Source organism: Paenibacillus sp. J22FR21, assembly GCF_056269135.1.
Genome location: NZ_JBWDNJ010000010.1, coordinates 1 through 23638, shown reverse-complemented (window position 1 = coordinate 23638; position 23638 = coordinate 1). Strand labels below are relative to the sequence as shown.

Annotated in this window: 17 protein-coding genes and 3 pseudogenes; 3 read left to right on the top strand and 17 right to left on the bottom strand. The window is 48.5% G+C overall.

All coding sequences use genetic code 11. The features are described 5' to 3' along the window. The 3 genes from AC0YNS_RS27115 to AC0YNS_RS27105 form a co-directional block, all read right to left on the bottom strand. Positions 1-987, bottom strand: a complete 987-nt coding sequence (locus AC0YNS_RS27115) for a carbohydrate ABC transporter permease (RefSeq protein ID WP_475784057.1) — start codon at positions 985-987, stop codon at positions 1-3. A gap of 180 nt (positions 988-1167) precedes the next feature. After that, complete coding sequence (locus AC0YNS_RS27110; protein WP_475784056.1) at positions 1168-1296, bottom strand: hypothetical protein; 129 nt, start codon at positions 1294-1296, stop codon at positions 1168-1170. A 165-nt stretch (positions 1297-1461) separates the two neighbouring features. Next, on the bottom strand, positions 1462-2640 hold the full coding sequence (locus AC0YNS_RS27105) for a GntR family transcriptional regulator (protein WP_475784055.1): 1179 nt from the start codon (positions 2638-2640) through the stop codon (positions 1462-1464). Between the two features lie 552 nt (positions 2641-3192). Between AC0YNS_RS27105 and AC0YNS_RS27100 the strand changes: the two are divergent. After that, positions 3193-3353 (top strand): annotated as a pseudogene (locus AC0YNS_RS27100) (transposase); the annotation flags it as partial. Positions 3354-3438: 85 nt separating this feature from the next. Here AC0YNS_RS27100 and AC0YNS_RS27095 read toward each other — a convergent pair. The 12 genes from AC0YNS_RS27095 to AC0YNS_RS27040 form a co-directional block, all read right to left on the bottom strand. Next, complete coding sequence (locus AC0YNS_RS27095; protein WP_475784054.1) at positions 3439-6273, bottom strand: GxGYxYP domain-containing protein; 2835 nt, start codon at positions 6271-6273, stop codon at positions 3439-3441. Positions 6274-6587: 314 nt separating this feature from the next. After that, positions 6588-7790 (bottom strand): GntR family transcriptional regulator, encoded by a 1203-nt coding sequence (locus tag AC0YNS_RS27090; RefSeq protein WP_475784053.1) that lies wholly within the window; start codon positions 7788-7790, stop codon positions 6588-6590. A 79-nt stretch (positions 7791-7869) separates the two neighbouring features. After that, on the bottom strand, positions 7870-9897 hold the full coding sequence (locus tag AC0YNS_RS27085; RefSeq protein WP_475784052.1) for a GxGYxYP domain-containing protein: 2028 nt from the start codon (positions 9895-9897) through the stop codon (positions 7870-7872). Between the two features lie 628 nt (positions 9898-10525). Beyond that, complete coding sequence (locus tag AC0YNS_RS27080; protein ID WP_475784051.1) at positions 10526-11794, bottom strand: FAD-binding protein; 1269 nt, start codon at positions 11792-11794, stop codon at positions 10526-10528. Between the two features lie 49 nt (positions 11795-11843). Next, positions 11844-12578 (bottom strand): NERD domain-containing protein, encoded by a 735-nt coding sequence (locus tag AC0YNS_RS27075; protein ID WP_475784050.1) that lies wholly within the window; start codon positions 12576-12578, stop codon positions 11844-11846. Positions 12579-12808: 230 nt separating this feature from the next. Further along, entirely contained in the window at positions 12809-13717 is a 909-nt protein-coding gene (locus tag AC0YNS_RS27070; RefSeq protein WP_475784049.1) for an ATP-dependent DNA ligase, read from the bottom strand. 84 nt (positions 13718-13801) lie between these two features. Then, entirely contained in the window at positions 13802-14407 is a 606-nt protein-coding gene (locus tag AC0YNS_RS27065; protein ID WP_475784048.1) for an MSMEG_1061 family FMN-dependent PPOX-type flavoprotein, read from the bottom strand. A 131-nt stretch (positions 14408-14538) separates the two neighbouring features. After that, positions 14539-15030 carry an S-layer homology domain-containing protein gene (locus AC0YNS_RS27060; protein ID WP_475784047.1) on the bottom strand — a complete coding sequence of 164 codons (492 nt, stop codon included), beginning with the start codon at positions 15028-15030 and terminating at the stop codon, positions 14539-14541. A gap of 46 nt (positions 15031-15076) precedes the next feature. Continuing rightward, positions 15077-16291 carry an MFS transporter gene (locus AC0YNS_RS27055; protein WP_475784046.1) on the bottom strand — a complete coding sequence of 405 codons (1215 nt, stop codon included), beginning with the start codon at positions 16289-16291 and terminating at the stop codon, positions 15077-15079. Between the two features lie 123 nt (positions 16292-16414). Continuing rightward, positions 16415-18457 carry an alpha-amylase family protein gene (locus AC0YNS_RS27050; protein WP_475784045.1) on the bottom strand — a complete coding sequence of 681 codons (2043 nt, stop codon included), beginning with the start codon at positions 18455-18457 and terminating at the stop codon, positions 16415-16417. Between the two features lie 199 nt (positions 18458-18656). Beyond that, positions 18657-19046, bottom strand: coding sequence for a hypothetical protein (locus AC0YNS_RS27045; RefSeq protein WP_475784185.1), 390 nt, complete (start codon positions 19044-19046; stop codon positions 18657-18659). A 58-nt stretch (positions 19047-19104) separates the two neighbouring features. Further along, positions 19105-19455 (bottom strand): ASCH domain-containing protein, encoded by a 351-nt coding sequence (locus AC0YNS_RS27040; RefSeq protein ID WP_475784044.1) that lies wholly within the window; start codon positions 19453-19455, stop codon positions 19105-19107. Between the two features lie 95 nt (positions 19456-19550). Between AC0YNS_RS27040 and AC0YNS_RS27035 the strand changes: the two are divergent. Continuing rightward, positions 19551-19658 (top strand): annotated as a pseudogene (locus AC0YNS_RS27035) (tyrosine-type recombinase/integrase); the annotation flags it as partial. Positions 19659-19805: 147 nt separating this feature from the next. Here the strand turns inward: AC0YNS_RS27035 and AC0YNS_RS27030 are convergent. Continuing rightward, a complete protein-coding gene (locus AC0YNS_RS27030) occupies positions 19806-20741 on the bottom strand; it encodes a hypothetical protein (protein WP_475784043.1) in 936 nt (311 codons plus the stop codon). A 204-nt stretch (positions 20742-20945) separates the two neighbouring features. On the opposite strand from AC0YNS_RS27030, the gene AC0YNS_RS27025 reads away from it, so the two are divergent. Then, positions 20946-21986 (top strand): YheC/YheD family endospore coat-associated protein, encoded by a 1041-nt coding sequence (locus AC0YNS_RS27025; RefSeq protein WP_475784042.1) that lies wholly within the window; start codon positions 20946-20948, stop codon positions 21984-21986. A gap of 310 nt (positions 21987-22296) precedes the next feature. On the opposite strand, the pseudogene AC0YNS_RS27020 reads toward AC0YNS_RS27025, so the two are convergent. Beyond that, a pseudogene (locus AC0YNS_RS27020) lies at positions 22297-23638 on the bottom strand (collagen-like protein); the annotation flags it as partial.

Genomic DNA, 23638 nt, shown 5'->3' with positions numbered 1-23638 from the left:
TTATTTCCTCCTTTTCAACGGGATTGTATTGCTTCTGTCCGAATTCGTTGACCAGCGGTAATAGAGCACCGTTACCGCGAATACAACAACCGCCATTACAAGCGACGAGGCTCCCGCCATTCCCATGTTGAAATCCCAGAATGCATCACGATAAATACGGAACACGAGCACTTCTGTCTGTCCGTACGGACCGCCGTTTGTCATAAACAAGACCTGCTCGTAAATTTGAATCGCACCGATCAAGCTGGTAATAACGATATAGGTTGCAATCGGTTTCAGACCAGGCAGTGTGACATTGACCAATTTCCCCCAACGGCCGGCGCCGTCGATTTCCGCTGCTTCATACAACGTCGGGTCAACGGATTGAAGGCCGGCAAGCCAGATGAGCGCCGCACCGCCTACGCCTTTCCAGACCGAGTACACGACGATCCAGAACACACCCCAGAACACGGAGTATTGCCATACAATCGGTTCTTTGCCAATCGATTTCAGAAAGTTATTAATGACACCGTTATTCGTATCCAGAAGGATGTTGAAAATTTGGGTTGTTGCAACTGCCGAAGTAACCGCCGGAATGTACCAGACGGAACGATATACCCCTTTACCGAACAAGGGCATGTTCATCAGCATCGCAGCTCCGAAACCTGCCGCTAAGGTAACTACCGTTACCAAGCCGCCCATCCATATGGATCTCCAGAGCGCTTCATAATACAACGGATCTTGAAAGAATCGAATGTAGTTATCTATTCCAACGAACTTCGGACTGCCGGCAATGCCGATCCATTCGAAGAATCCAAGCAAGAAGCCGAATAGAATCGGGAAACCGGAGAGGACAAGCCACCATAATATCATTGGACCTAAAATAACCGTGGCAATAATCGCATCTCGGTGTTTCTTGGTGAATTTCTTTAGCGTTGACTGACTGCTCACATTTGCACTGTTTTGCAGCGAAGCTTGACTGCTTACAGTTAAACTGCTTTTCTCCATATTCACACGCCTCCTATGTCGAATTATTGTACTTCTTGTTTCAAATCACAGCTTACTCGCTGGAATAACTCTTCAGGCGAATCTCTCTTTATGGGAATAATCATCAGCGGAAAGCGAACTTTGTTCCCTATTCCTTAAACGTCCAGCTGTCATCTTTATCACTTACATCTTAGATTTGTTTCAATTCTCTTCTAAATCCTTCAGCCATACGTCATCGTCAGTATCCGATATGTAAATATCCGGCCGTTGTGCAGCAGCTCTTGCCATGCATGCGTCATACTTGCGTCGAGATGACTTTATGGTTACCACCCCTGTCCCCCTCGTCTCACACGTAACATTCCATATATTAACCTCTATAATATAAATTATATTAATTATATCATTATAGTCAATTGAAATTTATAAAAAAAACCGACAGCGCTGTGAATGTTACATCCACAGCGTTGTCGGTCCTTCTTTTGTGCAGGGTGCCTGTTAGTTTAACTGACCTGTTGTTTTGCGAATGACAAGGCTTGGTTGTAGGTCAATCTTCTTGTAGCTCGGCTGTTTGCCTTTATTGTCAATCACTTGCAGCAACAAGCGAGCAGCTTCTCTGCCGATTTCTTGCTCGGATTGGTCGATGTGCGTCAGCAGGCTGAATTCGTCCAGCAGCGGACTCGGGTTATCAAAGGTAACAATGGAGATATCCTCCGGTACGCGCAGTCCGACTTGCTTGGCAATCGTTAAGATGTGGACGCCGAGCGCACAGTTCAGCGCAATGTAGGCCGTCGCCATCCGGTTCTTGATAAAACGATACAGCGGGTGATCCTGGTTCAATATGGTTTGGTTCTCGCTTGACGTAGTAAATAGTGTATTTACACTCCCTTGCGAAGCATTAACATGGAAATCAGTCAGAATCAGCGCCGGGTTAATGAGCGCGCCTTTCTGTTTCAGCGCTTCATTGTAGCCTTGAATCCGCTCCTCCACCGATACGGTCATAAGCGGAGAGTCCGAACAGATCGCTATATTCCGGTGACCCAGACTCCATAGATGATCAACCGCCAATATGGAAGCTTGGACACTATCAGAAGATACGACATTCGTTTCGACGCCAGGCAGATGACGATCAATTAGCACGAACGGATAATTTTGCATCTTCAGCGCGATAATTTCTTCGTTGTAGACTTCGGCATCCACCGGGAAAATAATCAATCCGTCCACGCTATTCTTCAGCTCACGGATGACTTCCTTCTCCATTTCCTTGGAGTTGTAGGTGAACATGACCACCACGGAATACTTGCTCGCTTCCAGCATTTCCGTAATTCCATGAAGCAGCCGGATCGCGAAGTAATCGCCGATGAACGGAAACACCAAACCAATCTTAGCCCGGTATGTCGCACGATTCGGCACAGGCGTTTCAATCATTGTACTTGTCGCAATATGCGTCTCCGGAATGCCTTTGATGAAGCTTCCTCTACCCGGTATGCGATAGATCCAGCCGTCCTTCGCCAGCTCCGCCAATGCATTAACAACCGTAATCCGACTGACCTCGAACTGATCCATAAGGTCCTTCTCTGTCGGAATTTTATCATCCTCTACCAGCTTCCTGGTTATAATCAGGTCCTTAAAATAATTTTGAATCTGAATATATAGAGGCTCTCTATCCTGACTCATGAGCCAATCCCCCATTATCTATTTATTTCACCGCACGTACCTTTATATCAAATATATCATAAACAATCTGGATTATAAAGTAACCTGACATGGCGCGCCTAATAAAAAATACGTACCACCCATAACCAAACATTTATGCAATTTATTAGATATTTTGTCTCGAAAACTGATGTTTCAAACAATATAATGATCATGTTAAATAATGTGAACACTCCTAGCGAAACAAAAAGAGAAACCCGACGGGTTCATTACCGTGGGTTTCTCCGTGTGTCGAGTTGCGCACCTTCGAGATGATCGCTTGAGCGCATGCTTTGTCGCTTCCAACTCTAACGGTTGTGACAGTGGCTATTCGGCATAAATTCACCTTTTTTATTTTCTAACGGTTGCCAGCGAGCTTATTTGATCGTTTTCCGCTAGGAATCGACCAATCTGGTGCAAATAGCTTCTGTCACAACCGTTACAATTTCAAAAAGGCTTATTTGCATGAAATAGCCACGCTGGCAACCGTTAGACTTTTGTTCATGATGTATAGACAATAAAGCGGCTGTCGGAACTCAAAATAAGAGTAAGGTAGTTACCCGCCACAACCGGGAAGATAGCAAGGAACAAGCGAGGCTAACCGGCAGAGTAATTCCCGCAAGCGACTTTACCGTAAACGCAAAGAAATGATAGAGCGAAACTTTGCGGATGCTAACAAGCTCCACGGATTTCGCTCTCAAATCATCCCCGAAACCTAAGAGAAACCCGACGGTTTCATAACCGCGGGTTTCTCTCTCTTCTCTCTACAGCAGCGCAGACCTAATTAATCGTAATTCGATCGGCCGTTATCGTGGCTACGTCGTAGAAGTACACTCTATACTCCAGTTTACGGTTAAGCGCCTGATTAAACGTCAGGTTGAAATCCTGATACGTGTTAGCCGCCGTAAACTGATGCCTCGTAATGTCCGCCTGTGCCACAACAGCACCCGCTTGTGCGTCCCAGACATCGATTTTGGCGACATTCAAGTTGTCCAGCGTGTTGTTGTCTACCTTGAGGCGGAATGTTATTTGACGATTGCCGATCGGTACTTGGGTATCATACGGTCCGTAAACCATATGCCCTCCGTTGTCCAGCGTCGGACTCGCCTGCCAGCCGTCGCCGCTTACGCGTCCGAGTCCATGACCTACTACAGTGCCTTCCGCTTCATATTTGCCAAGTCTGGTTGTTACTGCAACCTTGTCGACGTTGATAGCGGCTTTATCCTTGTAATTCACCCTGAATTCCAGCGCACTTCCGGTTGGATTAGTGAAGCTCAGGCTGAAATCCTGATACGCATTGTTCGCCTTGAATTGATTCCGGTACACGTCGAGGGCGGCGAGCGTCTGTCCGGTCGAGTTGTCCCGAACATCCAATGTAACGACATTGTCGTTTACGCCCGTAATGGAATCGATCTTCATCTTGAACGAAGCCGTTAGTTGACCGACCGGAAGCGTATTGTCATACGGCCCCCACATCATGAAGCCGGAACCATCTTGGGTTGTGTTCGCGCTCCAGTCACTACCGCTCGCACGGCCAACCGTATGCGAGAACGCGGTTTCCGCTTCATACTTCTTCACGACGGCAGCCGGGTCAATCGGCAGCTGATTATTTTCCCGCATGAGCTGGAAGTACGTGTCCGGTCTAACGAATACGATGTTGCTGTTGCTGCTGAAGTTGTTGACGGCATTGATAAAGCTCTGATACGTGATGCCTTCCCATGGATTCGACTGAATGGTAACGAAGCGAGGCGACGTTCCGTTCCAGCCTGAGATGGCTCCGTTGATTTCGGAAATGATCGACGCCTCCGAGTAACAATACGTTGCGTTGAGCCCTTGGCTAGGTAGCGTATTGTCATACACGGTGATGGCTCCACCTGCGTTCTGAGCTGTCAAACCATATAGTGAAGGTGCATATTGAGCAAAGCTGTTCCCTACGTTTGCATTCGTTGCGCCATTGATTTGATTCCAAACCGTAAGCACTCGCAGGCCCGCACGGTTCATATAATCGTTGGTCAACGCCACATAGTTGTTCAGATAGGTCTGATTCCCCCAGTAATTCGGGTACGTATAACCGATACCCGTCGGTCCGGAAATCAATTCATCATTCGGCGTGGCCGTGTTGTACAGATAGTTCAGTACGCCCGGCATGGCATCCAGCATGGCCGGAGATACGGTCCAGCCGAGCGGCACCGTCCCTCTATTCGGATGATCCCAGAACGTTTTGAAGCGATGCTCCAAATATTGAATGTTGTCGCCATCGCTCAAGATGAGCGAAATATAGATTTTGTTCTCCAGCGGCGGCTTATTGGGAGTGCCCTTCACGTTGACTGTTCTGGATGTACCACCGAACACCGTCAAATTGGATGCAAAATCACTCGCAATCGTGGACACGCCATATTCGGAAACGGTCTGAATGCCTAAGCCCTCATCCGGCCACCAGCCCATATAGATCCCGCTGCCATAGGGCATGTCAGCCAGGAATTGGCGAAGCAATGTATTCTCAGCTGTAATTGCCGGGTTCAGCCATATCGTAGCCGCACCTACCGCAGTGGCATAATCACGAAGAAAACCTTTGATACCCGGGTTCAATCCGACAATGAGCTTATGCGTGACCAGTGACCAATAATTCGTATACAAGTATTGATAGACTTGCAGCTTGGTCGTGAAATCGCCGCGCAAATCATTAAGAATCGGCAAATTGTAAGGTGCTGCAGTAAGCTTCGCAACCATGCCTGGCGACGCGACAATGCCGCCACTAAGCGATGCGATTGTAGTCGCCAGATTCACGGTATCCGGAAGCGCGGCATCATATACGACAATCCCGCTAATCTCGCTTCTGTATTTGGTAATAAGCGTGTACTTGTCTGCCACATCGGCATAACCGAGTCCCAAGGAATTCGGCCAGTTGTACTTGCCTTCCTCGTTGTTAACCGCATTATCGAATGTATAAATCCGGGGCTGGGTTTTGTTGACGAGCCCTTTGAGCGTCGTGAAGAGCACCGCTTCTTCTTCCTTGATCAAAGGCCTCGCGCCTACGCTATTGACTTTCATATAAGCGCCACCGTGCCAGAACACCCTGAATTCGAGCGCATGCCCGGCAGTCGCATTGGTGAAAGGAACTTCAAACCGCTCGTAGACAGACGCCTGTCTCCATTCTTTCCGTGTAATACTTCTGCTCGCTAATACAACGCCGCTCGTGCTGTCTCTGACATCAACCGTTACCATGACATCATCGTTCGCCGTATTATTATCGATTTTCAAATCATAGAAGGCACTGTAGCTTCCGGTAGGAATCGTGGTCACATTAGGTCCGGTAATCATGTTGAGATTAGGCGCATCGATCGAGGTCTGTGCCAGCCAGCCATCGCCATCCAAGTGACCTGTCGCATGTCCGACCGCCGCACCTTCCCCTTCATACTTGTATTCGACATCATCCGTTCTCACATCGATCAGATCAAGCGTGGATGCAGGGGCCGAGAAGGAAGGAAGCACTTGACCCGATGGCCAAGTAAGCCCGGCTGCTGCTGCAGGTGAAGTCGGGAGAAGCGGAAGCGGAGATGCTGAGGCAATGATGACGGCTGCCAGTCCTAAACCAATCCATTTCTTTACTCTCATTTTCATCCTCCAATACGTTCATAATTTGGAATCCAAATGAATGCCGGCCATGCGCGTAATTCTATACTCGATATAACCCGTATCCTCCTTCGCTTCCGAATAATTCCCTTTCTCCTGTGCTGTAAGTGCTTACAATGTAAATTAAATATATCGTATATATTCTATAATATCAATATACATTACAAGCAGAAGTTACATAAAATTTGTTAAAATCATACCGCTCGAGCAGAGACGCTAGATGATAATAGTCATGCGAAAAAGCCGCTTCCTCCTGCGTGGAGAAAGCGGCCTGCCTAGGTTGCATATGAAACCTACTATTTCCGGCCCTTCGCGTACTGAACGACAGGTCCGGTCGATTGACCGACGACCAGCTTAGGTTCGAGAACGATTTTGTGATACCCTTCATCATCGTTTGGACGGTCCAGCAAATCAGTCAGAATACCAGCCGCCCTGCTGCCGATTTCTTCTTCCGATTGCGCGATATGCGTATACCATTCCTGGCTGTCCACTTCCGAAGACGGATCGTCGAATGATAAGATCGACAATTGTCCGGGGACATTCAGCTTCATACTGCGGGCCAACCCGGAAATGTAGAGAGCGAGCTTCGCATTCAACGTAATATAAGCGGTTGCTTGACCATTCTTGAGACAGCGAGCCAATGCATGAGCATCGTCCTTCTGATCATAATCGATGACAAGCTCCGTCAGAATGAGCGCCGGATCAATCATCGCTCCTCTTTGCTTGAGCGCTTCAACATAACCGGCAATCCGCTCCTCAACCGTCACTGTCGGAAGCGGCGAGTCCGAGCAGATCGCAATGTTCCGATGGCCAAGCTCCCATAGATGGGAGACCGCTAATTGCGCTCCCAGCCTGCTGTCCGAGCAGACGAAATGCGTTTCTACCCCCGGCAAATACCGATCAATGAGCACGAACGGAAACTGACTCATTTTGAGCGACAGGATCTCCTCATTATACGTTTCGGCATCAATCGGGAAGATGATCAGACCGGCTACATCCTTCTCCAGCAGCTGAACAATCGCTTCTTTCTCGAATGCATTGGAATGATTCGTTAAGATGACGGCCAAGTAATAATCGCTATGCCTCATAATCTTGTTCATCCCCTCAATCAAACGAAGGGCAAAATAATCATCCAGCGACGGGATAATAAACCCGATCATCCGCTTACCGAGCGGACGCTCACGTTCGGCGATCCCCCGTTTCTCGCGCACAATCTCCGTTATTGCCGGCAGATTCTCAGTTGGGGAAGGAGGTACCTCGGGAACGAAAGGCATATCCTTGCTTACAAAGCTGCCCCTGCCCGGAATCCGATAAATCCACCCTTCCTTGGCAAGCTGGGTTAATGCATTGGCAATTGTGATCCGACTCACATTGAAATCGACCATCAATTCCTTCTCGGAAGGAATCTTCTCGTCAATCGTCAGCGCCCCGGAACCGATCAGCTTCTTAAAATGCTCCTGTACTTGGAGATATAGCGGCTGTCGCTCTTTCTGCATCATGGATAACTCCCAACCCAAGTTAATAACTTATTTAATATAATAAATACAATACTTTGATATATTATATGTTGTCAATGACTTATTTAGTCGATAAATTGGGTTCAATTGGCAAACCTTTACTTTCACGAACCAGCTGGAAATACGTGTCCGGACGTACAAACACAACATCTTTATTGGACAAGTATTGATCCCTTGCGTTCACGAAATTCTGATACGATACCTGCCACGGATTAGCTTGTATGGCTACGAAAACAGGAGATTTGCCATCCCATTTCTTAACGGCTGCTTCAATTCCATTGGTTAGGTCGCTTTCCGCGCTGCCATAAGAGACGTTCAGCTCTTGTCCCGGAAGCTCATTCTTGTACACTTCGATCTTGCCGGTACCAAACTGGGAGGTAAAACCAAGCAGCGAAGGTGCATGCTCTGCGAAACGATTGGCAGCCTCCGGCGTGATCTCCCCTTTCACGTAGTTCCAAATGGTCAACACCCTAAGTCCTGCTCGCGACATATAATCATTCGTGCGGGTGACGAAGCTGTCGAGCCCCTCTCCGTCCTTCCAGAAGTTCGGGTACGTATAGCCCATCCCCGAAGGACCGGAAATTAACGCATCGTTAGGCGTTGCCGTTTGGTACAAGTAATTGAGGATACCAGGCATCGTATCCACCATTAGCGGCGAAACTGTCCAGCCCAGCGGCACCTCGCCTCGGTCAGGGGTATCCCAGAATTTCTTGAAAGAATGCTCCATATACTGCAGATTGTCGCCATCGCTCAGAATGAACGACACGTAGATTTTATTTTCCAGCGGCGGCTTCTTCGGCAGTTCAGGTACCGTAATCTCGCGCGAGGTTCCGCTAAACACGCTTAGATTAGAGGAGTAGTCGCTCGCGACGGTAGCTAATCCGAAGTCGGAGGTCTTCTTCACTCCTTCACCTTCATCCGGCCACCAGCCCATATAGAGCCCGCTTCCGTAAGGCATATCCTTCAGAAATTTATCGAGCAGCTCGCTTTCCTTCGGCTCTTTCGGATTAAGCCAGACGACAGCGGCTGTGAGATTCATTGCGTAATCTCTGAGATAGGATTTAAGCGTTGGGTCGAGGCCGATAATAACGCGGTGCGTAACTTTGGGCCAATAGTGCTCCAGCATATATTCATATACATCCAGCTTTGATGTGAAATCACCGCGCAAATCCTCCAGTATGGGCAGGTTGTAGGGAGCTCCCGTCAGCTTCTCCACCAGTGCCGGAGGTGCCACAATTCCGTCCTTCAAGCCGGCAATCGTCGTTGCCAGATTGATGGTATCCGGCTGGCTGTCGTCATACACGACAATACCGCTTACTTCCGAGCGATATTTATCGAGCAGCTTCCAGTTATCCTTCTCTTCTTTGTAGGCAAGACCGAGCGAGGTCAGCCATGACGTACCTGTGCTACCATTCACATTATCGGTGAAAGCGTACAAGCGAGGTTTGGTTTTATTGACTACACCTTTCAAGGAAGTGAACACGAGGTTCTCATCCTTGCGAAGTGCCCAGGAAATGCCGATGTCGAACACCTTTACAGTGGATTTGCCGGTCCACTGCACCCGAAATTCAAGAGCTTGCCCATCTTCCGAGACGGTAAAAGGGAGCTCGAAGCTCTGCGACGCATTCGGCAGCTTGAAATCCCAGTTCGATATATCAAGCGAAGCAAGACTCGTACCCGCTTCTTGATCGAGCACCTCCAGTTTAGCTACAACCCCATTTTCATTCGCAAAGCTGTCCACCTGCATGTTTACAATCGCCTTGTTCTCCCCGGCCGGCATGTTCGTTTGATTCACAATGTCCAGCATCGGAACATTCGGCGCATCACTGCCGGCTGTGGCTAGCCAGCCATCTCCGTCTGCTTTGCCGGTTTTATGCGCTAACGAGGCATCTTCCGCCTGGTAATAGAAGTTATCTGTGGTGTACATTAGATCGAGTGTTGACGCCGGCTCCTCGAACGAAGGCAACGCTTGCCCCTTCGGCCAATGGACCCCCTCCCCTTTACTAGGCCAAGCAAAATAAGTGGTGACGGCTGCAGCAGCTACGACAATTACGGAACCGAATAGAGTAAATATAAATCTGCCTTTCAATGGATCTCCTCCTATTGGGACGAATGGTTGGTTGATGGGTGATCACATGATGTAAACTTCTTAATATTTACTATAATATATATAACAAATAATATCTAGGATGAATGACAAAGATGGCATGGCGGTTAAAACCTGTACGACTCAACGATCGCCGCGCTGAACGTTTGCATGCCACCTCCCTCGTGCCGAGCTGAACATTGCCATACCTCTCCCCCTCTCGTACCGGGTCCCGAAAATCTATCGAACTGTAGGGCCTTATTTGGCCGAATTGCGGGTTCCCGAAAATCTAACGAACCGCAGGGGCTTTATTTGGCCCAATTTGAGCCCCCGAAGTTCTAACGAATTGTAGAGGTCTTATTTAGAAAAATCGGCCCAAAAATTCCCTAAAACCGTCAAATAAGACCTCCACGGTTCGTTAGAACTTTTTTGGAGCTATTTTCGGGCAAATAAGCCCTGTACGATTCGTTAGAATATTCCGCACGGCAGCACAGCACCGTAGAACACCCTGCACCTGTTGAGCTCTGCGTCACTCATAGTTAATTTCTATAGTTCGTCCTTTTATAAACATGAAAAAAAGCCGCCGACTTAGCCGGCAGCTTCATGTTCATATGCTAGGGAACAACTAAAATTACGTCCCTAATATATATTGGTTTATAAATGCATTGCCGAATTTACCTTCCGGATCATAGATGCGAAGCAGCTGCTGAAAGTCAGGTAACTTCTCGTAGTGGGATTGCAGCTCGGCTGGCGACATGGTGAATAGCTTCCCCCAGTGAGGACGAGCATGGAATGGTTTAAGCTGCTCTTCTATAATCGGTAACAATTGTTGAACGGCCTCCCAATTATCCTTCCATGTAAAATGGATGGCCACCATCTCCTGCTTGAAACAAGGGCTGAGCCACAGATTATCTGCGGCAATTGTGCGAATCTCAGAAACATGAAGGAACGGCGATATCTGTTCACGCAGGCGGTTAATCGCACACAAAGCAAGATAAGCATCCTTACGCGGAACAAAATACTCACTTTGCAGCTCCTCTCCCGCACTCGGAGTGAAGTCCATGCGGAAATGCGGCAGCCGTTCATACCACGGTCCTGCGATTCCCATCTGTTCGCTGCAATTCACTGGAGAGGCGCCAGGCACTGGGTGCAGATGCGATTCCGCTAGCGTCGCATCGTAAAACTCAGGTTCCGCTATCATCGCCGCGGCAGCATCTGATTGTTTCTTCTTCATCCACAATTGATTAAACGACGATGACTTCCAATCTGTAAACAAACTCACGCTGTAGGCACTGGAGAAGATCGCGTCAAAGTGGTTCTCGAGCTGCACCAGCGGCAAAGTTTCGTATATAACCTGACTCATATCAAAGGCTGGAACCACGTCTAGTGTGATTGTCGTAACTACGCCTAATCCCCCAAGCCCAACGACCGCCCCGGCGAAAACTCCATCCGCTCGATCGCGAGCGAGCACTATCGTCTCCCCGTCCGCTTTCACTATCTCTAAGGAATAAACCGCTGTTGCGAGATTACCATTCAAATCCCCAGAACCATGCGTTGCTGTAGCTACCGCGCCTCCAACCGAAATATGTGGCAGCGATGCCAGGTTATGCAGAGCATAACCGTTACTATGAAGATAGTGACACAGCTCTCCATACCGAATTCCCGCTTCCACCGTTACTCTATTGTTCGTGCGATCTAATTCGACCACTCGGTTCAGCTTCTGCAGCGAGAGATGACATCCGTTCGTATCGGCGATTGAATTAAACGAATGGCGTGTACCAAGCACCTTAATTCGATTGCTGCGAGCAACTAACGCTTGTACTTGTTCTACAGTTTCAGGAACATGAACCTCCGAGGCGTTGTACTTGAAGTTCCCTGCCCAGTTACGATTATTTTCCACAGTAAGACATCCCTTCCTGGACTAATCTTTAGCGTTATTACATGCTTCGCTATCCCTTGAGGATATACCTGCATCTGGGGTAGGCACTGCAGCCTTTAAACTTTCCGTACTTTCCTGTGCGCTCGACAAGCTCACTACCACATTTGGGACATAAATTGTTTGTGACCATTCTTTGTTTTGTAGCCGCTACCTCTTTAATGGCTTTCACGTGCTCTTTCTTTACTTGCTTACCATTCAACTGACTTGCCTTCAAAACCGCTACAATATGTTCTATTTGCTGCATATCCAAAACGACATCATTATGCTTCTCTATCGTTCGAACGAGCTTGGAAGCATAAACAACTTCTTGCGAAGTCTTTACTTTTAAATCAGCTCTTCCGCTAAAGCTAACGATTCCTATTAGCGGTAGATTATCTCCATCAGGAAACAACGAAGCGATCGCTTGAATATGTCCGTAATTTTGCCGCAAAGGATTGTACAATTTTTCCTTACGTTTATAAATGACCTGTGTCCAGTATTCAGATCGCTCGTCTCCAACAATCCAGCCTCGATAGTTTTTCGTTTCAATAACGAAAATACCATAAATAGAAACAACCACATGATCGATTTGCGTGGTTCTCCCTGATGTTGAGGGAATAGTTAAATCATGAATAACTTCATACTTCGTCTTGTCTAACTTATTCAATTTACGTATGACGGATTTCTCTCCAATAATACCTTTAATAGTTGGAGATTTATTAATGATGGCCAGGATTAATACTAGAAGCAACAAAATATAAATCATAAATATCCTCCCTGATCGCTAATTGCAGCGTATATATGTTTCTAGTAGTTACGACCCATATATTCTGCCACATTAAAAAATATAGGTAAATGTAACTATAATTGGAAACGAGAGGCTGCACAGTGCATAGAAAAGCACCGACCGTTGTTACATAGAATATGCATTAACAAAGAGAAGCCAGCCACGATTGTTCTGTGGTTGGCTTCTTTTATCACATACGCATTCCCTTATCAATCATAATCCCAAACACATTCCTCCGGCTGTTTATCAGCCAGGAACCCTCTAAAAATCGTAGTTCTCAGCTGATGCATATCCGTTCGCTCCAGATAATCGATTCGGCAGCACAAGCGCGGCTCGATCCACTGCGTTTGTTGATTTGCCGCGGTATGGAGCTGCTGCGCGATCGCCAGGAATACCTGCTTTTCTTCCGGCTTGATGCCAAATTCAACGGTTCCTACAGGCTTATTCCTAATCGTCTTGAAGTGAAGTCCGAGGACAAGCGCAAACGGTTCTGTCCGATAACCGAGAATTACCGTGTCAATGGACTTGAAATGTTTGATTTTCAACCAATCCGGCGATGTCTTATTCAGTTGGTAGCTGGAATCCTTCCGTTTCGCGACGATGCCTTCCATGTTCTTCTCTTTCGTCATCGCGAACAGGGCCTTGCCCCTCCCGTCGACAAACATGGTTTTCGTGAGAACCTGTGAATCGGACACGACATCGGCTAAGCGTTCCTTCCTCTGCAGCAATGGTTCATGCACATGTGCTCGATCCGTATATAAGAGATCAAACACCACGAAAGTTGCCGGATGCGTAAGCGTCGCTTGTGCGATTCTTGCAGAATGGCTTAGCCTCCCACGATACGCGAAATCATCAAACACGGGCCGTCCCCCGCGCATACAAATCCCTTCGCAATCCAAAATAGCCGAGTCCGCCTTGATTGCGGACGCCGCTTCCTTCAATTCGGGAAACTTGGCTGTCACAAGGTTTCCGTAGCGTGTATAGGCTTCAATTCGTTCGTTTTGCTTATGAATGAGCATGCGCCAACCGTCATATTTGGGCTCGAAAATATAACCTTCATTGTCGAAGGCTTCTTTCCCGATACTCACAATCATGGGCTTCAAAGCAGAAAAGAGCATAGGTGGCTTCCTCCCCCTATACTCTATTGTCGCCGCAATGAATAGAGTGCAAACCAGACGGCTGTATCTCTGTATTTCTAGCTGCTACTCGGATTCTTTTTCAATCACATAGCCGTTCTTCGTAATATGATCCTCGAACATCCGTTGTATATTAGGGAACTGCTCACGTTCAAGCCATGTTTCCGTTTTCCATAAGCTCGACGTATTCAGCGCCCGCGGGCAATGAACGAAACACTCTTCAACAGTTACCTTCACTGCGAATTGCGGAGGTCTGCCATTCAGAGCCATGCTCTGCTGCAAGGTCTCGTTATAGACCATGCGCGCCGTTCCGTTAATGCGAAGCACCTCATTCATCCCAGGCAAAATGCAAATCATGCCAAGCCGAGGATTTTCCAGCAGGTTCATCATCGAATCAACCCGTCGGTTCCCCATTCGCTCAGGAAAAGCTAATGTATGATCATCCAATACCTTCACAAACCCTGGCTGATCGCCGCGCGGTGATACATCGCATTGGCCTTCGGCGTTAGACGTCGCGAGAAAAAACAGCGGACATTGGGCCAAATAATTACGGACATGATCATCGATATGGTCGATGGTTTTCTTAACAACAGCTTCATGCGGAACGCCTACCAGCTCCCGCAGTCGCTCAATAGAGTCGATAATTTCGTCTTCCGAATGGTTATAACTCATTTTGTTTCTACCCTCTTCCTGATGTTGGCTTCTATCATCCTACCCGCTGCCGCGGATTAATGCAAGGTTGAAAAAAACAGCCGATTCAGATCGAATCGACTGCTCTTCTTGTACGTTATTTCAAGCTAATCCTATTTCAACAGCCAGTCTTCCCAACCATCTTCATAAGCCGCATAAACATGCGAAATGGACGCTTCCATTACATCGTCATAGGCCCAATAATCAGCTGTAACGTCTGTCCACTTCGCTGGAATTTCAATCATCCACGGTTCGCGGCTGAGCAGTTTATTGAAGATGGATACCGCTTCCGCACGGGTAATCGGTTGATCCGGTTGGAAGGTTCCATCCGGATAACCGGACAAAATGCCCTGCTGCGCTGCTGCAGCAATCGCTTGCTCCGCCCAATGTCCATCTACATCCGAGAATGTTGTGCCGTCTTTCGCTTCCCACTTGTAGATATTGTAGAGAGCTTGAACAAATTCAGCACGAGTAACGCGAGCCTCCGGCTTGAAGCTTCCGCTCGGATAACCCTTCATCCATTGCTGCTTAGCTGCTATCTTAATAGCGTTAGCCGCCCAATGTTTGAATATATTTCGACAAAATTCGTCATAAATAGAATGCAAACAATAAAAAACCTCCTACAAGTTCAATGAACTCATAGGAAGCCTCTTATTCATTAGTTAAAGATCGTAGCCGTCTAAGCGACGGAAACAGAACCATCCACAGGCCTGCTACCACAATCGTGCCAATGCCCCCGATGAATGCGGCTTGGACCGGGCCAACCATGCCGGCAAGCGTGCCCGACTCAAACTCTCCCAACTGATTAGAGGTTCCGATGAAGAGCGAGTTTACCGCATTCACGCGGCCCCTCATCTCATCCGGCGTTTGCAGCTGCACAAGAGAAGAACGAATGACCACGCTGATGACATCTGAACCCCCGATAAGCAGCAAGGCAACCAGCGAAATCATGATATTCGTCGATACCGCGAAGAGCATGGTAGCTAATCCAAAAACACCGAGTGCTCCGAACAGAATCGGACCGAGCGCTTTCCTCAAGGGGTAATAGACTAGCGTAATGGACATCAACAGCGCGCCAACGGCAGGAGCCGTCCGCATGATACCTAATCCCAGTGGACCCGTATGCAAAATATCCTCCGCGAAAATAGGCAGCAGCGCTGTCGCGCCGCCAAGAAGAACGGCGAACAGGTCAAGCGATATCGTTCCCAAGATAACCGGGTTGCGTCTGACGAACACTAAGCCGGAGAAGATGGAGCTGGCCGTCACCGGCTCAGGCTTCCTGACTATGATCTCCATGCGGATGAGGAATGTAAGAATCCCGGCAACTAATAGTGCCACTGCCGCTGTGACATAGACGAATACCGGTCCCACCGCAATAAGAACACCGCCCAGGGTCGGTCCGATGATCTGAGAGGTTTGTCCGGTAGAGGTTGTCCAGGCGATCGCTTTCTGCATGAGTTCCTTTGGCACCAGCATCGGCAGCAGCGATGAAGACGAAGGACCCTCGAATGCTCGGCAAGAACCAAGAATCGCTGCAGCTACCAGGATCTCATTTCGCCCAAGCCATCCGGCTAGGTTCCCAACGAGCAGCAGCGCAGCAATACCACTTTCGATGATTTGGCATAAGAAAACGATTTTTCTCCGGTCGTAGCGATCCGCAACCTGCCCGACAACTAACGTCAGCAGCATCATCGGCAGAAACTGTGCTAATCCCACGAGCCCAAGGCTGTAGGCATCATGCGTCAGTGCATACATCTGCCAGCCAATCGCAACCGAGAGCATCTGGAAGGAAGTCGAGGATAACGTTCGCGAAACCCAGAATTTCGTAAAAGAAGGCTGCCGTAGTGTAGCTTCCGTTTCCAACACGGTGCAATTCACGCCCTTTCGGGATAGATAATTTCCATACTAGTCATGGGAATTGTACTCGATATTCATCAAAAAGACTACCTCCTGAAGGAAGTAGTCTAGTTATTCTCGTTCTCGCGTTGTCTAAACTTTCATCCGCACACGGAGCAGCGTGGAGTCCATCGGCGAGAGCTCGCACACGACGGCCTCTTCGTCCCAGGACAAGAGAGACGTCTCCGTCCATAAGTTATCGATTCCTTCAACAAGCCCCGCATCAATCTGTAGTTGCTTATAGGAAACCCGTTTGCGAACCGTATCGATCTCGCTTGTATTGAATAAAGCTACGTAAACGGCATTCTCACCCGGACTCGATGCCGTGAAGATATGAGCGCTTCGCTCGCCGTGGACTTCTTCGGCCGGACGGAAAGTGAGCTGTCTGCCTGCTAACCTCACGATTTCTTGGTTGGCGAGCAAACCTTCTACTCGAGTCCTTGCTTCGTCTCTGCGGAAATCATCGCTAAGCAGAAGTACGGATCCCCCGATAACGGTGGCGTTTAACCGGCTCCTCGCCTCGTTCAGACTCGATATGCCTTGCTGAAAGCTTTTGTACATGACCGTATGATCCGGATCATTGTATGCATAGATGCGATGGTTCATCCACCATCCATGCGTAATGGAATTCAATAAATATTCGTTGTCCTTATTCAGGCCGAACGCATCGCAGGAGATTCTCCGGCTATGTGCAAAATTGTATGGGAACAGCGGAGCAATCGACAAGTTAATGAAAATTCGCTTCTCGTCCCCTTGCGGCTCCAGGCAATCACGCAAGTAGCACATCGCCATGTAATAAGCGGCAGTTCCCGTCGTAATATCGCTGCGGAAGTGATTGCCCTCCATCGCAGCATGGCTTAGGAAGTCCAGCTTCAAGTACTCGTAGCCCCATGCTTTGAACTTGTCCATGTAATACTTAATCCGCATGAGCGTTCCCGGATGCGTCGGGTCGATCGGTAAGGCTCGGTCCAGAAGTGGCAGCGTATTCCCATCGTCGTCCCGCAACAACAGGTCATCTATTATATATTGGCCGTTCGTTCCTGGAACGACTGCATTGCGATCTTCGAAAAACTCCCAGAAAGCAAACGGCGCCCAATAGATGCCGGCTTTTTGTCCGTTAGCATTCACATGCTTCACTGTAGCCAAGAGCTCTTCCTCCGGCCAACGGCTCCATAAGGCATCTAGATTCAAGTAAACGACACCGTTCTGATGGACTTCGTGCTTATCTGTCATTTCCTTTAAGAAATCGGAGGCATTCAAGTATACATCTGTCGTGAGGTCCCCTCCAATCGCAGCGAAGCTGTTCCATCCGAGCGGAATTTCGCCATCCCACGGCATGGCAGGAGACACCTTGTGGTTCGCTTCTCCGAAGCTCTCCATACCGTCCCGATAATCTTCAAAATACCCTAGGAATATGTGCGGCGAACGGATGCTGCTGCCTACCACTTCACCATGCGGCAGGGAATCCCGCGTTTCCTCGCTCGACACACCTCCGTAAATCTCGAAAGCGTCTATACCGCCGAGTGTGCCCTTGATTGTAATGCCGGTTTTCCACAGCTCATGTGTAACCGAACCTGCAACCACGCCTCTGCGATCACCGGATTCGTAGAGTGCCGTAACCTCATAGCTTTCCCTTGCCGCATGCACATAATGAGAGCCATAACGGGTCCATCTATCGTTGTCGTAAGGAACGTAGAGCATTTTCAGATCCGTTGCGCCCGCAATCTTAAGCTCGCCTGTCCGATATTGGCTGACCGCAAGGGGAGCCATACGGTTGCTCCTAATTTCCCCAGCAGACTCTGCTTCCAGTTCCGCAAACAAGTAAGGCAAGTGATCATAGGAGCGGAAGATCTGGCGCAATATGGGCAGTCCGGCTGAGCGATGCTCGATAACCAGCATGATACCGCTTCCAAAATCATCCTCAATGGCCCCAGAGCGATCTTCCGCAAACGCATGGCTTTCATAATCGGTTGTATAAATTCTTTCACCGAACATTTCTATATAAGCGTAGGAGTCTCGAAGCTCCCACTTCTCGTTGCCGATAATCGATACGGTTCCGCTCTCAAGATCGGCCGTAATGGAATAAGACGAACGCTCTACTATTGCCGACTTTTCCTTCAGGTGAATTCCGTTCATGCTCTCGGTCCCTCCCTAGAGTCATTACTTCCATTTTTCTACCTATTAAGGATCCTTGCATTCGGCCTCCCTTCACGAGAATAGTCAGCTTGGCACTTCTATTAACTCACATTTGGTGGCAGGTAACAAGGGAAAAGAAAGTACGGCGAAAAAGACTGCCTCCTAATAATCGGAAGCAGTCAAGGGGCGGCGCTTATCATTACCAGAAGGTAGGCTTCACTACCATAAATGCCAACATACAAAGCAGGAGCACAAGGTAGATCCATAGCGACCGAGCAAGCAATCGAATGATGATTGCTTTGTCTTGGCCCGGTTCATTGAATTTCCGTATTTTCGGAGAGAATGCGCGAGCCAGGAAGAGTAAGGACCCAATCAAGAGCAGGATCGTCAAGACGATCCAGGATGTCGACCAAGACCACGAGCCCACAAGAACAAGCAAGATTCCGGAACCAACCAACACATGGCCTGCGTGCTTCGCCAAACGTATAGCGGATCGGAACGTATTCAGATAGGCATTCTGCTCTAAGGCTTCTGCCGTCCGGAGCTTCTTCATCACGGGAATGAAAATAAAAAAGGGTCCAATCGACATAATCGCGCTAAGGATATGTATATAGAGCAGCAAAGAGTACCAGAAACCCACCTTCTATTTACTCCTGTACCTGACTAAATTCATGCACCCATACACGCATATGCGGCAGCCATGGCATACCGGGGTGATAGGATAAGATCGATTGCTTGTAGGCTTCTACATTCTCGTACCCTTCTTGCTTGGCGTGCTCATCGGTGAGCTCACCAAGCGATTGCGAATACACCTTTTCAACTACGAAACGGTGCCCTTGAAGCTCCATGATTTCTCCGACATCGGCATACCGCCCATTACGCCGAGTTGCTGTTTTAATGCCTGCTATCACTTTCTCTACGTCCGGCTTAACCGTTACCAATCGCTCTATCGAGCATGTTTTGGGCGGCAACTCATTACTTTGATTCATATTTATCATCCTCCTAGACAATCTAATCACTATAACATAAATAGAATGCCCAATTCTAACTGGAAAATTCTTCTGCGCACACAACTCGTATGGAGAGTACTCATCTCGGCCATAAGAACGACGATGCAACCAAGAACGTGTATCTGCACGTCACCAAACCAATGAAAAAAGAGGCATCCCACAAGTTCGGTGAACTCATGAGAAGCCTCTAGTTTTCTGCCTATGTTACCCAATCCATCACCCATTTCAATTTTATGGCGTACTCACCCTTGCAGCTACTTCAATGACCGATGCATTGCTGCATGCAAAACAGGCTACGATGAAATTTCCAGCATAGCCTGTGACTCTAACATTCTTACTTAAGAAGGCGTATACGACAGAGTGGCGCTAAATGAGAGTTGCGTGATATCTGCTGCTGAGGGATCTGTCGATTGTAGCGTCCTTATACGAATCCCAATACGATCACCTGCAGCAACTACTAATGGTCCCAAATTGATATTCGTTGCGGCACGGAAAGTGCCCGCTGTAATGATATTATTCGGAAATCCGAATCGAACTGAACTGGTTAACGGTGTTGTCACGTAAGGTGAAGCACTGTGATCAATCCCGCTATTAGGAACTGACGGTGCGAGGAATACTGTAAAATCATATTGAAGGCCGAGCGTATTTATGGAAACCACAGAAGCAACCAATAGATCTGCACTGATTTGTAAATTTTGAACAGTACCCGCGAATGGAATTGGGAAAGCAAATCCACCTGCTTCGGGTGGACTGGTTGATTCTCCGGAACCGTCAATAACTTCAACCGTGTGATTGCCAAAGCCCATTAAAATCGGAGCTGCCGATACCACTGTAGCACCGCTAATGATGATCCCCGTCGAAAACGGAATCAATCCTCCAGCTCCCGCAGCCCCTGTGGATCCTGTTGGTCCTGCCGGTCCTGCTGCACCTACTGCTCCTGCAGGACCCGCTGGTCCTGCCGCTCCCGCTGCTCCTGCTGGTCCTGCTGGTCCTGCTGGTCCCGCTGGTCCAGTTGCTCCGGCAAGCCCTGCTGCTCCAAGTGCCCCAGCCAGACCTGCCAGACCTGCAGGTCCAGCCTCCCCAATTGCTCCTGCCAGTCCTGCTAATCCAGCTGGTCCAAGCGCTCCCGCAAGTCCTGCGGGTCCTGCTGCTCCTATTGCTCCGGCAAGTCCTTGAAGCAATTGCGCCCCTTCCGCCGGAGGCCCTGGAGGTCCTTGTGGCCCTCTCGGTCCTTCCGGTCCCGGAGGTCCCGGAGGACAGTTATGTTTCCCCATATAGTCTCGTCTCCTTATTTAGTAAAGTAAAGCTGTTTCATCATATTCATCATCCGGCAAATGGATGGGAGTAGTTGCCTACATATTTAAAAATGGGTGGTAATTATTGTATATTTTTCCAACCTATTATGTCTTTGTCCCTATCAAAACTACCACTCCAGCATTTAATAGTACTAGCGATCGAAGACTGGGAGAGTGGATAGATTGGAGAGTCAACCGTTAGTAGGGATTTTAGTAACCGAGAGAAACAATAGAAAAAGTATTTTGAAACTCTATCAGCGGTATGACAAATTGAAGATGAAGCTTTTTGCCTTTACCCCGGCGGATATTGATTGGGAGGAAGAACGTATCCATGGACTCAGCTTAAATAAGGGCTTATGGAAACAAGGACTGTTTGTTTTTCCTGATGTCGTCTATAATCGCAGTTTTAACAAGAAAACAATCACCATTCAACGCTTGGAGAACGTGATTGGCAGGAACAAATGTTTCAACACTATCAACTTCTTTAACAAATGGGATCTCCATAACCTATTGAAACAGTCATCTCTAAGCGCCTATATACCAGACACTTATTTATACAATGATGTGAGCGTATCATCGGTAATAGAGAAATATAAAACCGTATATATTAAGCCTACGTACGGTTTTAAAGGGAAATCCGTCTATCGTATCGAGCAAACGACTACAGGGGATACACATATCTCCCTGAACGCCCTAGCTCCAAAATATATATGCAGAGCGAATGAGAGCATTGCGGAAAAGTTAGATGAGCTTCTCGGATCAGGGAACTATATGGTTCAGCAGGGAGTTAGCATACGTCATCTGAATAATCGTTATTGCGATATTCGAGTCCTTGTTCAAAAAGACATTCGGGGTGAATGGACGGTTTCCACCAGCGCTTGCAGAGTAGCTTATCAGGATTATTTCAACACGAGTGTTTGCGAGTTCATTTATGACGCCGCGGAAATTTTCCACCTCTTATTTAGTCCAGAAAAGACAAATGAGATGCTCCAATCTCTTCATGAAATAAGTGCAGCAGCTGCACAAACAGCAGAAACTCATATGGGTTCATTGGGCGAATTGAGCGTTGATTTTGCTTTAGATGACGCAGGAAAGCTATGGATCATCGAACTTAACGGGAAACCCCAGAAAAGCATGTTCAACGACCTTCGTTGGTTTAAAGACAAAGACATCATCTACAGCAGACCGATGGAATATGCCTATTACCTCGCTCGCTCTGAGTGATAATTTTCACAGAATAGTTCCTGGTATACGTGTGACTCTTACTCTGAAATTATTATTTAAATTGCGACTCATCTGATCGATGAGGCTCTCCGGCAAACTAGGCAAGCCGAAGAGCTACGTTAAAATTCCGTGCGGAAGCTGATAGTCAGCGGCACGGAATTCCGCACGCGGAGCTCGCGGCAGAGGCGTAAGCTGAGAGAGCACGGCGATCAGCGGCGGGTGCTGCAACCTCGTCGAGCATGACGGCTAAAAGACGAAGTCCACGAGTAAATGCTCCGGACTTCGCCTTTTTGGCATGTTTTTTGATTTTCTAGCCGAGTTGCGTGATAACAAGATGTGCTGAAACAGGCCTTGTTCCTCCTGCGACAGGAGTTATGGTTAGTGCCGTAGCATTACCAGCAGGATTTCTTACAGTGAGTATTGAGTTGGCAGCTATCGTTTGTACAAGAGCCATTCCTATTATTTGTGAAGTACCTGTTGCTCGCCCGACCACCGTATAGGGTAGCTCTACGTTATTTAGTGTCAAATCCAATTGACCCGCTTCGTCCACACTTACTTGAAACAACACCTGATAAGTGCCAGTTGCAGATAAGTTAAATGTACTGGGACTTGTTCGGGCAATAGCAGTCCCACTAGAAGGACCGTTTTGCGGAAAGCTTACGTCTGTACCAGGAGCAACTGTCGCTGCATTGTCAGAAGGCATTAACGCAAAAAAATCTGCAAAGTTCAAGACTCCGGTATCGCCCGTTGCTCCGGTTGCTCCAGTTGCGCCGGTTACTCCTGTTGCTCCTGTTGCTCCTGTTGCTCCTGTTGGGCCGGTTACTCCTGTTGCTCCTGTTGCTCCTGTTGCTCCTGTTGCTCCTGTTGCTCCAGTTGCGCCAGTTTCTCCTGTTGCTCCGGTTACTCCTGTTGCTCCGGTTGCTCCTGTTGCTCCGGTTGCTCCTGTAGGGCCGGTTACTCCTGTTGCTCCTGTAGGGCCGGTTACTCCTGTTGCTCCGGTTGCTCCCGTTGCTCCTGTTGCTCCTGTTGCTCCTGTTGCTCCAGTTTCTCCTGTTGCTCCGGTTACTCCTGTTGCTCCGGTTGCTCCCGTTGCTCCTGTTGCTCCTGTTGCTCCTGTTGCTCCTGTTGCTCCAGTTGCTCCAGTTGCGCCAGTTTCTCCTGTTGCTCCGGTTGCTCCTGTTGCTCCTGTTGCTCCTGTTGCTCCTGTTTCTCCGGTTGCTCCTGTTGCTCCGGTTGCTCCTGTTGCTCCTGTTGCTCCAGTTGCTCCAGTTGCTCCTATTGCCCCGGTTGCTCCGGTTGCTCCGGATGCTCCAGTTGCTCCGGTCACTCCTGTTGCTCCGGTTGCTCCGGTTACTCCTGTTTCTCCGGTTGCTCCAGTTGCGCCGGTTGCTCCGGTTACTCCTGTTGCTCCGGTTGCTCCTGTTGCTCCGGTTGCTCCTGTTGCTCCGGTTGCTCCGGTTGCTCCTGTTTCTCCGGTTGCTCCTGTAGCTCCAGTTGCTCCGGTTGCTCCTGTAGGGCCGGTTGCTCCTGTTGCTCCTGTTGCTCCAGTTGCTCCAGTTGCTCCAGTTGCTCCTATTGCCCCGGTTGCTCCTGTTGCTCCGGTTGCTCCAGTTGCTCCGGTCACTCCTGTTTCTCCGGTTGCTCCGGTTACT

Excerpts from the sequence above, each read along its gene's own strand:
- AC0YNS_RS27115 (WP_475784057.1), bottom strand. The coding sequence starts at position 987 with ATGGAGAAAAGCAGTTTAACTGTAAGCAGTCAAGCTTCGCTGCAAAAC.
- AC0YNS_RS27105 (WP_475784055.1), bottom strand. The coding sequence starts at position 2,640 with ATGAGTCAGGATAGAGAGCCTCTATATATTCAGATTCAAAATTATTTT.
- AC0YNS_RS27095 (WP_475784054.1), bottom strand. The coding sequence starts at position 6,273 with ATGAGAGTAAAGAAATGGATTGGTTTAGGACTGGCAGCCGTCATCATT.
- AC0YNS_RS27090 (WP_475784053.1), bottom strand. The coding sequence starts at position 7,790 with ATGATGCAGAAAGAGCGACAGCCGCTATATCTCCAAGTACAGGAGCAT.
- AC0YNS_RS27075 (WP_475784050.1), bottom strand. The coding sequence starts at position 12,578 with ATGATTTATATTTTGTTGCTTCTAGTATTAATCCTGGCCATCATTAAT.
- AC0YNS_RS27070 (WP_475784049.1), bottom strand. The coding sequence starts at position 13,717 with ATGCTCTTTTCTGCTTTGAAGCCCATGATTGTGAGTATCGGGAAAGAA.
- AC0YNS_RS27065 (WP_475784048.1), bottom strand. The coding sequence starts at position 14,407 with ATGAGTTATAACCATTCGGAAGACGAAATTATCGACTCTATTGAGCGA.
- AC0YNS_RS27050 (WP_475784045.1), bottom strand. The coding sequence starts at position 18,457 with ATGAACGGAATTCACCTGAAGGAAAAGTCGGCAATAGTAGAGCGTTCG.
- AC0YNS_RS27045 (WP_475784185.1), bottom strand. The coding sequence starts at position 19,046 with ATGTCGATTGGACCCTTTTTTATTTTCATTCCCGTGATGAAGAAGCTC.
- AC0YNS_RS27040 (WP_475784044.1), bottom strand. The coding sequence starts at position 19,455 with ATGATAAATATGAATCAAAGTAATGAGTTGCCGCCCAAAACATGCTCG.
- AC0YNS_RS27030 (WP_475784043.1), bottom strand. The coding sequence starts at position 20,741 with ATGGGGAAACATAACTGTCCTCCGGGACCTCCGGGACCGGAAGGACCG.